Source organism: Kamptonema formosum PCC 10802 (genome assembly GCF_000332335.1).
Taxonomy (GTDB): domain Bacteria; phylum Cyanobacteriota; class Cyanobacteriia; order Cyanobacteriales; family Oscillatoriaceae; genus Oscillatoria.
Map to the genome: position 1 here is coordinate 3,336,393 of NZ_KB235948.1, position 9,688 is coordinate 3,346,080.

The following is a 9,688-nucleotide window of genomic DNA, read 5'->3' on the forward strand; positions in this document are numbered from 1 at the left end:
ACTCTCTGGTGGCTGAGGGGATCTGACAGCTGGTTATCAGGTATAGTGACACAAGTGTTGAATTCTGTCACAAAACTTTACATTTTAGCTTACATTTATCCTGCCCTGAGTAAAAATGCTTAGCCAGAGAGAAGTCGTTCTATCCAGTGGACATAGCTGATTTCTTGACACATACAACATTGAAGATAGCGGAGTTTATCTAGTAGCGTAGTCCCCCATTCTTTAGGAATATCTACTATCTTTAATATCAGGTAAGCTATCAGCGAAACATAAATTTGTATAGCTATACCATTTACATTTTTAGTAATCAGCTTATCCAACTTAAGGTGCATTTTAAGAAACTTCCATAGCAACTCTATGTGCCACCTATATTTGTAGATTTCCATAAGCTCTTCATCAGAGACTTCGGCCCGCTCCAAATTGGTGGCCAATCTATACTCAGCACGCTTTTCAAGATCGCAAAAGTTAACAACTCTATATATTCCTGAGTCCTTGCCTGTCCCAACTAGAAACTGCCCCTTATTTTCAGAAAATTGAAGTTTGTAGTTGTTAGGTATGCGCAAGACAAAATACTTGTTTGACTGCTGGGCGAGCCGTAAAAATTTTAAACTAGAAAAGCCCCGATCCATTACCCCTACACCGTTTGGGGGCAAACTAGCTAACATCTCTTTTCCATATCTGTAGTCAGAGTCGTATCCAAAATTTATTAAGTTTTCTTCTGGAACTCCTGTGGTTAAATTTAAGGAGCTAACAAGCTTGACTTGGTAGTATTCTTGCAGCCATAGCAATTTACTCGTTAGAGTAATGACAGTTGAATCAATAGGACACAGCTCATATTTTTGAAGGCTTTTTTGACGGCAAATTTCCTCATTAAGTTGTTGATAAAGTCTCAGAAATGGCTCTTGACTTCTGGACGCATTAGCTTTGGAGAAAGTTGAAATATCTAGCTCATAGCCAGTTCCATTTAGTCGCTTGAATATATCTCTCATACTGGTCAAGCTTTTATCCATTGCATAGCTCAACCATATGGACATAAACAAGCGGGTGTTAAGGACAGGATAATCATTTTTAGGCAAAGAAGCCAAACGATTTTGGACAATCTTAGAGAATGAGTTGAGCACAGGTTATTAACAGTATTGATTTGACCGTAGCCCAAATCATAGCACGTTTTGGGCGCTTTTTTTATGTCGAATTGTTAAGATTCAACACTTGTGGTATAGTGAGGGTATGAAAACAAGAGATTGAAATGGAGAATGTGAATAACCAAAACTTCACCTCTATCCCCGATCGCCTGCTGGTGGAGATGTTGGCTTATGGGGCGGTGCTAGCTGGGATTAAGGTAATACTGACGGAGGAATATTATAGGAGCCGGTGCAGATTTGTGGAGCTATAACCGCTGAGATAACACAGCAGTTTCCGGGGGGGAGGGGGAAAAGAGGATTGTTTAAGACAGCGGTTGTAGCTGTTATTAATGCTGAGGTTAATGGGGCGTATAATATTATTAGGGAGGGATTTGGGAATGACTGTTTTCAGTTTGGCCCAATAGGGGCTGCGCAGCGTGACTCCGGTAAAGGTTCACCTCCAAAGGGCGAAACGCTTTACGAAACTTGGAAGTCGGGGATATGTCGGGTAATGTCGTTTATTAATAAACCCGGTTTCTGAGTTACCCACGCGATTGACCGAGGCAAAGAAACCGGGTTTTTCAGACAATTTTTGCCGGCGGACAGAGAGGTCTAATCAGAAACCCGGGTTCTGACTTCCCCACGCGATTGACCGAGGCAAAGAAACCGGGTTTCTCAGACAATTTTTGCCGGCTGACCCAGAGATTTAATCAGAAACCAGTTTTCCGCTCGCTATATAACAGGAACAACCTCTTTTTTTTGCGCAATAAATATATAAATAAACCAGTTATTTAAAAAACAGGTTATCTGTTCAGCGAGGTAACGGTCTATCCATTAACTACAGATAGAAACTATATCGATCGTTGCTACCACGAATATGGCCGCATGAAGCACATTGCATGGTTCCAGTCACCTAAACTTCTGCCAATTACTTTAGCGAAAGGATAATTATCTGCAAACGCTCCGAACGCCCTATAAAAAAGCGGCAAGCTATTGCTCACCAACCCTGCGAAGTGCTCAACGCCTAACGGCATCAAAGGTATGTCCAGAAAAGAGCTTTATCTTGTGCTGACAAAAATCCAAGTGCTCAACGCCTTACGGCATCAAAGGTGTGTCCAGTTTCCCGCCAATCCTGAGGTTGGAAAGCTCCCCCAGTGCTCAACGCCTTACGGCATCAAAGGTGTGTCCAGAAGCGTGAGTATTTTGCGGCACAGTTTATGAGTGCGTGCTCAACGCCTAACGGCATCAAAGGTTGGGACAGCTTCGACGGCTTGGTCGTGGTCTGCAGCAACTATCCGTGCTCAACGCCTAACGGCATCAAAGGTTGGGACAGGCTAGCCGATCCGTAGAACAGAGTTATCCAGCATTGTGCTCAACGCCTAACGGCATCAAAGGTTGGGACAGGAGCTGCTGACTGGGTAAAAAGCAAGCTTCTTGACGGTGCTCAACGCCTAACGGCATCAAAGGTTGGGACAGAAACGAGCCAATGCCGGACAGTGTAGTAGCGTTATGAGGTGCTCAACGCCTAACGGCATCAAAGGTTGGGACAGAAAAGAGTGGATGCCACCCGGCTCTAGAAGGATCCGTGCTCAACGCCTAACGGCATCAAAGGTTGGGACAGCGATCCCCGCTTGATTGGCGGAGTCGAGATGCTTGTGCTCAACGCCTAACGGCATCAAAGGTTGGGACAGTTTATTGATTCACGTGTTTTTTCATCGCCTATCCCGTGCTCAACGCCTAACGGCATCAAAGGTTGGGACAGTCGCTTGCAAAATTAGGAGAGCAAACACAATGGGGTGCTCAACGCCTAACGGCATCAAAGGTTGGGACAGTTTTACCAGACGAAAGCCGGCTTTCGGGCGATCTGGTGCTCAACGCCTAACGGCATCAAAGGTTGGGACAGTTGCGCCTGCGCCATGAGTCCAGGCGGCGGTAGCGGGTGTTCAACGCCTAACGGCATCAAAGGTTGGGACAGCGAGTCAAGTCAGCGGCAGAAGCCGTTGTGGTTGCGGTGTTCAACGCCTAACGGCATCAAAGGTTGGGACAGGAACCGCTTGCGCCAATTCCACGTTCACCGACCGGGTGTTCAACGCCTAACGGCATCAAAGGTTGGGACAGGAGGAAACTGTTGTGGACTATTCTGAATGTGCTTTGTGCTCAACGCCTAACGGCATCAAAGGTTGGGACAGCATGGACATCCCTACGAACATGGACATCCCTACGAAGTGCTCAACGCCTAACGGCATCAAAGGTTGGGACAGAAAGGTTCAGGCACGTGGGGGACAATTGCACTTGGTGCTCAACGCCTAACGGCATCAAAGGTTGGGACAGAGGCGGGGGGAGATGCGGGCGGAAAGTTTTAGGAGTGCTCAACGCCTAACGGCATCAAAGGTTGGGACAGAGAATTATACGCTCCAGAGAAGTTTTCTGGTTGGAGAACCGTGCTCAACGCCTAACGGCATCAAAGGTTGGGACAGAAATGAGGCTCTTCTCTCAAAAGTCCATCAGCCGGTGTGCTCAACGCCTAACGGCATCAAAGGTTGGGACAGTTTTGTGGGTTTGGGTTTGGGCTGTGAGATATCCTTGTGCTCAACGCCTAACGGCATCAAAGGTTGGGACAGGGACGCCGCTCAACTCCCGCCGGTGAAGGAACAGAGTGCTCAACGCCTAACGGCATCAAAGGTGTGTCCAGCTTTGCTTTAGCGATGTAATGGTCTGCTAAGCCTTGCCGGTGCTCAACGCCTTACGGCATCAAAGGTGTGTCCAGAACGGAATCCATTTCCACATTATTAGTGTTACCTGTGCTCAACGCCTTACGGCATCAAAGGTGTGTCCAGCGTCTTTCAGCTTATAGGACTGACGCTGAATATAATGTGCTCAACGCCTTACGGCATCAAAGGTGTGTCCAGGGCTTCTCTGACCTAGAACGTTTAACTATATGGAAGTGCTCAACGCCTTACGGCATCAAAGGTGTGTCCAGGCATTATCGGCACCCATATAACCGAAATCTACATCGTGCTCAACGCCTTACGGCATCAAAGGTGTGTCCAGTGGAGAAAGCCTGGGAATTTCCCGACCGTTCACCCAGGGTGCTCAACGCCTTACGGCATCAAAGGTGTGTCCAGAAATAGGCTTCCCGTAACTCCATTCGTTGCCGCTCAGTGCTCAACGCCTTACGGCATCAAAGGTGTGTCCAGATGCCGAAAACCAATATCATGTCATTGCTGTTTTTAGTGCTCAACGCCTTACGGCATCAAAGGTGTGTCCAGAAATCCTTGTGCCGGCTGAACTGTGCGGCTTTTCGGAGTGTTCAACGCCTTACGGCATCAAAGGTGTGTCCAGCTAAGATTGCCCACCTGAGCAGTAACCAACCAATTCCGTGCTCAACGCCTTACGGCATCAAAGGTGTGTCCAGCTTTCTCTTTCCGGAAGGGGACGATAGAAGTATTTGTGCTCAACGCCTTACGGCATCAAAGGTGTGTCCAGAGTTCATCACAGGTGGGCACAGTTAGATCAGGAATCCCGTGCTCAACGCCTTACGGCATCAAAGGTGTGTCCAGGAGAAAAAATGTGTTTTTTGTGGGCATATTTGGGAGTGCTCAACGCCTTACGGCATCAAAGGTGTGTCCAGAATCCAGTCTTTCAGTGTCCATCCGTTAGATTGCTGTGCTCAACGCCTTACGGCATCAAAGGTGTGTCCAGGACCCCTCGGCTTGCTCGGCGTTCGTCTCGATAGCCAGTGCTCAACGCCTTACGGCATCAAAGGTGTGTCCAGTGAGTACCTGATGACCTGATGAATACCTGATTCCGTGCTCAACGCCTTACGGCATCAAAGGTGTGTCCAGACTATCGAAGTCGATAACAAAGGTCGTGTCATATCAGGTGCTCAACGCCTTACGGCATCAAAGGTGTGTCCAGGGGCAGGCTGAGCTGCTCAAAATTCGCAATGATTACTAGTGATCAACGCCTTACGGCATCAAAGGTGTGTCCAGTAACGCAGTTGTCCAAGAACCACCCACGCTCTTAAAGTGCTCAACGCCTTACGGCATCAAAGGTGTGTCCAGAGACTCCCCGTTGCGCAGAGAGCGTTCGATTTCTGGTGCTCAACGCCTTACGGCATCAAAGGTGTGTCCAGTCAAACCCTGCAATTATCGTATTTTTGTTTGAATCAGTGTTCAACGCCTTACGGCATCAAAGGTGTGTCCAGAACTGCCTATAGCCCAATAGCAACCTATCCTTTCGTGCTCAACGCCTTACGGCATCAAAGGTGTGTCCAGAGAGTTTTGGGTTCACTTTGTTTCCAGGTAAAAAGTGCTCAACGCCTTACGGCATCAAAGGTGTGTCCAGTAGCTAAACTATTGGCTAGATTAACAGTTGCGTCGAAGTGTTCAACGCCTTACGGCATCAAAGGTGTGTCCAGGATAGCAGTAACAGCATCTTCAAAAGTGTCAGTACGTGCTCAACGCCTTACGGCATCAAAGGTGTGTCCAGACTAAAAATGGCCAAAGCAAAATCAGAAAAACCGAAGGTGCTCAACGCCTTACGGCATCAAAGGTGTGTCCAGAGCTGAACGATATTGTTTGACACACTTGCATCCAGCAGTGCTCAACGCCTTACGGCATCAAAGGTGTGTCCAGTCTTCATGGTGGCTTGGCGGCTGGGTAAGCGTCAATTGTGCTCAACGCCTTACGGCATCAAAGGTGTGTCCAGAGTTTTTAGGGTAGAATCAAGACAATAAAACAGTGTGCTCAACGCCTTACGGCATCAAAGGTTGGGACAGTTAGCGGCGTGGATGGCTCAAGTCGAAAAAAATTAGTGCTCAACGCCTTACGGCATCAAAGGTTGGGACAGAATCCCGCAGGTTCTTGCAACCTCACTTCGATTGCCGTGCTCAACGCCTTACGGCATCAAAGGTTGGGACAGGAAAAGTCCACCGGCATCAACCCGTTCCGCCCGAGGTGCTCAACGCCTTACGGCATCAAAGGTTGGGACAGCAAATCCTCGCGGGCCAAAGTCAAATCTGCTGTGTTGTGCTCAACGCCTTACGGCATCAAAGGTTGGGACAGAAGAAGCAAGCGCTGTGGCGTGTCTGTCCAGCCGATGTGCTCAACGCCTTACGGCATCAAAGGTTGGGACAGGGTTCTCTAGCAGTAAGAATTGCTTTCGCAAAACGGGTGCTCAACGCCTTACGGCATCAAAGGTTGGGACAGTTGAATACGACACGGGCTCGTAGCGAGGAAACTGAATGTGCTCAACGCCTTACGGCATCAAAGGTTGGGACATATCTACCGGCGCGTGCGGAGTGGCTGAAGCAGCTAAGGTGCTCAACGCCTTACGGCATCAAAGGTTGGGACAGGAAACTAAACCAGTCCAAGCTGAGGTGAGAAATGGGCCAGTGCTCAACGCCTTACGGCATCAAAGGTTGGGACAGAGTTTATTTTTGTTGCCCATTTTCTGTCTCTGTGCAGTGCTCAACGCCTTACGGCATCAAAGGTTGGGACAGCAGTCCTGATTTAACTGAATTTAGCAAGCCTTTGGGTGCTCAACGCCTTACGGCATCAAAGGTTGGGACAGACCATATTTCCTGTCAAAATTTTCCGCAAAGTTTCGTGCTCAACGCCTTACGGCATCAAAGGTTGGGACAGAGAATTTTCCGCGTGGGCCACTGCAAGAAAGAGCGTCGTGTTCAACGCCTTACGGCATCAAAGGTGTGTCCAGGAGGTACTGGTCGAGAGCCGCCGCGACTTGCTTTCTAGTGTGCTCAACGCCTTACGGCATCAAAGGTGTGTCCAGCTGGCACGAAATTGGGTAAACGGCTTGTCCGTTAAACAGTGCTCAACGCCTTACGGCATCAAAGGTGTGTCCAGTCAAGGCTTTCCTTAAAAAAAGTGGCACATTATTTGCTGGTGCTCAACGCCTTACGGCATCAAAGGTGTGTCCAGGAAGTTTACCAGCCAGGAAAGGGGGCTATTGATCCGTGTTCAACGCCTTACGGCATCAAAGGTGTGTCCAGTTTCCGGAAGCCAAAGAATCTAGTCGTATACATACGTGCTCAAAGCCTTACGGCATCAAAGGTGTGTCCAGTAGGTAAAGGGCAGAAAACCTTTCTGCCCTTTTACTTGTGCTCAACGCCTTACGGCATCAAAGGTGTGTCCAGGAAAAGGATGATTTGCAGTGATGGCTAGTTTGGATGTACTCAACGCCTTACGGCATCAAAGGTGTGTCCAGGTCCCTTTGTTTTACCAAACAAAACAAGAGGATATAGTGCTCAACGCCTTACGGCATCAAAGGTGTGTCCAGCGGATAGGCGCTGTTCAGATTCCAATCGTGAAATTCGTGCTCAACGCCTTACGGCATCAAAGGTGTGTCCAGAATCACAGGTAAAGAAGGAGGACGTAGCCGTGGCGTGCTCAACGCCTTACGGCATCAAAGGTGTGTCCAGCACCAAAAGCTGTCGGAAGCGAGGCATGCTCACTTACGTGCTCAACGCCTTACGGCATCAAAGGTGTGTCCAGTAAATCAACCACCATCCTACGAAGAACGCCCCGTCCGTGCTCAACGCCTTACGGCATCAAAGGTGTGTCCAGGCCGGTGCAGATGCGGGAGTGGGTGCTGCTTGAGGTGCTCAACGCCTTACGGCATCAAAGGTGTGTCCAGTCGCCATTCGCAGCGCGCCACCACCGGCAGACAGGGTGCTCAACGCCTTACGGCATCAAAGGTGTGTCCAGGTCTCCAGCCCAAGAAAGAATCCTGACACCAGAGTCGTGCTCAACGCCTTACGGCATCAAAGGTGTGTCCAGCCAGGTTTTGAAGCGTGTAACTTCGCCTTCCTAAACCATGTGCTCAACGCCTTACGGCATCAAAGGTGTGTCCAGCTGAAATTACATCCCAATAGGAAACTTTGTCAAAAGGTGCTCAACGCCTTACGGCATCAAAGGTGTGTCCAGAACTTTTTCACTGGTGAAAGACAGGAGAAACCAACAGTGCTCAACGCCTTACGGCATCAAAGGTGTGTCCAGACGCTCGTAGCGAGGAAACTGGATTAAGGTTAGCCGGTGCTCAACGCCTTACGGCATCAAAGGTGTGTCCAGAATTTTCAATCATTTCCCGGAGATTTTTCTCCGGAGTGCTCAACGCCTTACGGCATCAAAGGTGTGTCCAGGAATGCGGCCTGCCTGCTCAGTGCCGGTTTTGCAGCGTGCTCAACGCCTTACGGCATCAAAGGTGTGTCCAGACCCAATTCCGCCTAAAGTTAAGATTGTTGACAGCAAGTGCTCAACGCCTTACGGCATCAAAGGTGTGTCCAGCGTAACCGTTGTGCAAGGAGCTTTTTGTCTTGCTACGTGCTCAACGCCTTACGGCATCAAAGGTGTGTCCAGTTGTTCACTGGCGAAATCTTCGGCGAAATCTTCAAGTGCTCAACGCCTTACGGCATCAAAGGTGTGTCCAGTCTTAGAGTTGCCGTGTATGAGCAAAGACAGTGTTGTGCTCAACGCCTTACGGCATCAAAGGTGTGTCCAGACATACCCACCGACCACTAGCTTGAAGGGGATTTCTGTGCTCAACGCCTTACGGCATCAAAGGTGTGTCCAGAAGTCCTATGTCTGCAAATTCTTGGGTATCCTCTATGTGCTCAACGCCTTACGGCATCAAAGGTGTGTCCAGTTGGGCTGATTTGCAGCAGGAAAAAAGGTTGGAATCGTGCTCAACGCCTTACGGCATCAAAGGTGTGTCCAGCAATCAGCAACTTATTGGACAGCAAATATAAGACGTGCTCAACGCCTTACGGCATCAAAGGTGTGTCCAGCTTGAGCAAAACCAGCATTTACGCCACAAATTAGAGCCCCGTGCTCAACGCCTTACGGCATCAAAGGTGTGTCCAGAGCTGTATCCAGCCGAGGAATCTGACTCCGCCTCTCGTGCTCAACGCCTTACGGCATCAAAGGTGTGTCCAGAAATAATTACCAACAGTTTTGCCAGGCGGCCCCGTCGTAGGTGCTCAACGCCTTACGGCATCAAAGGTGTGTCCAGTACCCCGAGCCCTACTACTCAGGTTTCGAACAGATGTAGTGCTCAACGCCTTACGGCATCAAAGGTGTGTCCAGTTGGGCTGATTTGCAGCAGGAAAAAAGGTTGGAATCGTGCTCAACGCCTTACGGCATCAAAGGTGTGTCCAGCAATCAGCAACTTATTGGACAGCAAATATAAGACGTGCTCAACGCCTTACGGCATCAAAGGTGTGTCCAGCTTGAGAAAAACCAGCATTTACGCCACAAATTAGAGCCCCGTGCTCAACGCCTTACGGCATCAAAGGTGTGTCCAGAGCTGTATCCAGCCGAGGAATCTGACTCCGCCTCTCGTGCTCAACGCCTTACGGCATCAAAGGTGTGTCCAGGATTTTTGTTGTCGATTTTTCTGGAGTTTCATCCGTGCTCAACGCCTTACGGCATCAAAGGTGTGTCCAGCTCCGACCTCCCTGACACGAGTTCCCGTTTGAAGCGTGATCAACGCCTTACGGCATCAAAGGTGTGTCCAGATACCCGATCGATGACCCAAGGACTTACTTG

The 9,688-nt window shown here is 49.2% G+C and carries 2 protein-coding genes and 1 CRISPR repeat array; of the genes, one reads left to right on the top strand and one right to left on the bottom strand.

Features of this window, described 5'->3' with window-relative positions:
* Window positions 1–119: 119 nt before the first annotated feature.
* Window positions 120–1,121 (bottom strand): IS4 family transposase, encoded by a 1,002-nt coding sequence (locus tag OSC10802_RS0114280; protein WP_044170133.1) that lies wholly within the window; start codon window positions 1,119–1,121, stop codon window positions 120–122.
* A gap of 125 nt (window positions 1,122–1,246) precedes the next feature.
* Between OSC10802_RS0114280 and OSC10802_RS49825 the strand changes: the two genes are divergently transcribed.
* On the top strand, window positions 1,247–1,393 hold the full coding sequence (locus OSC10802_RS49825) for a hypothetical protein (protein WP_017717447.1): 147 nt from the start codon (window positions 1,247–1,249) through the stop codon (window positions 1,391–1,393).
* A gap of 741 nt (window positions 1,394–2,134) precedes the next feature.
* A CRISPR array of direct repeats spans window positions 2,135–9,657; the repeat unit is 36 nt; unit sequence GTGCTCAACGCCTTACGGCATCAAAGGTGTGTCCAG.
* Window positions 9,658–9,688: the final 31 nt, after the last annotated feature.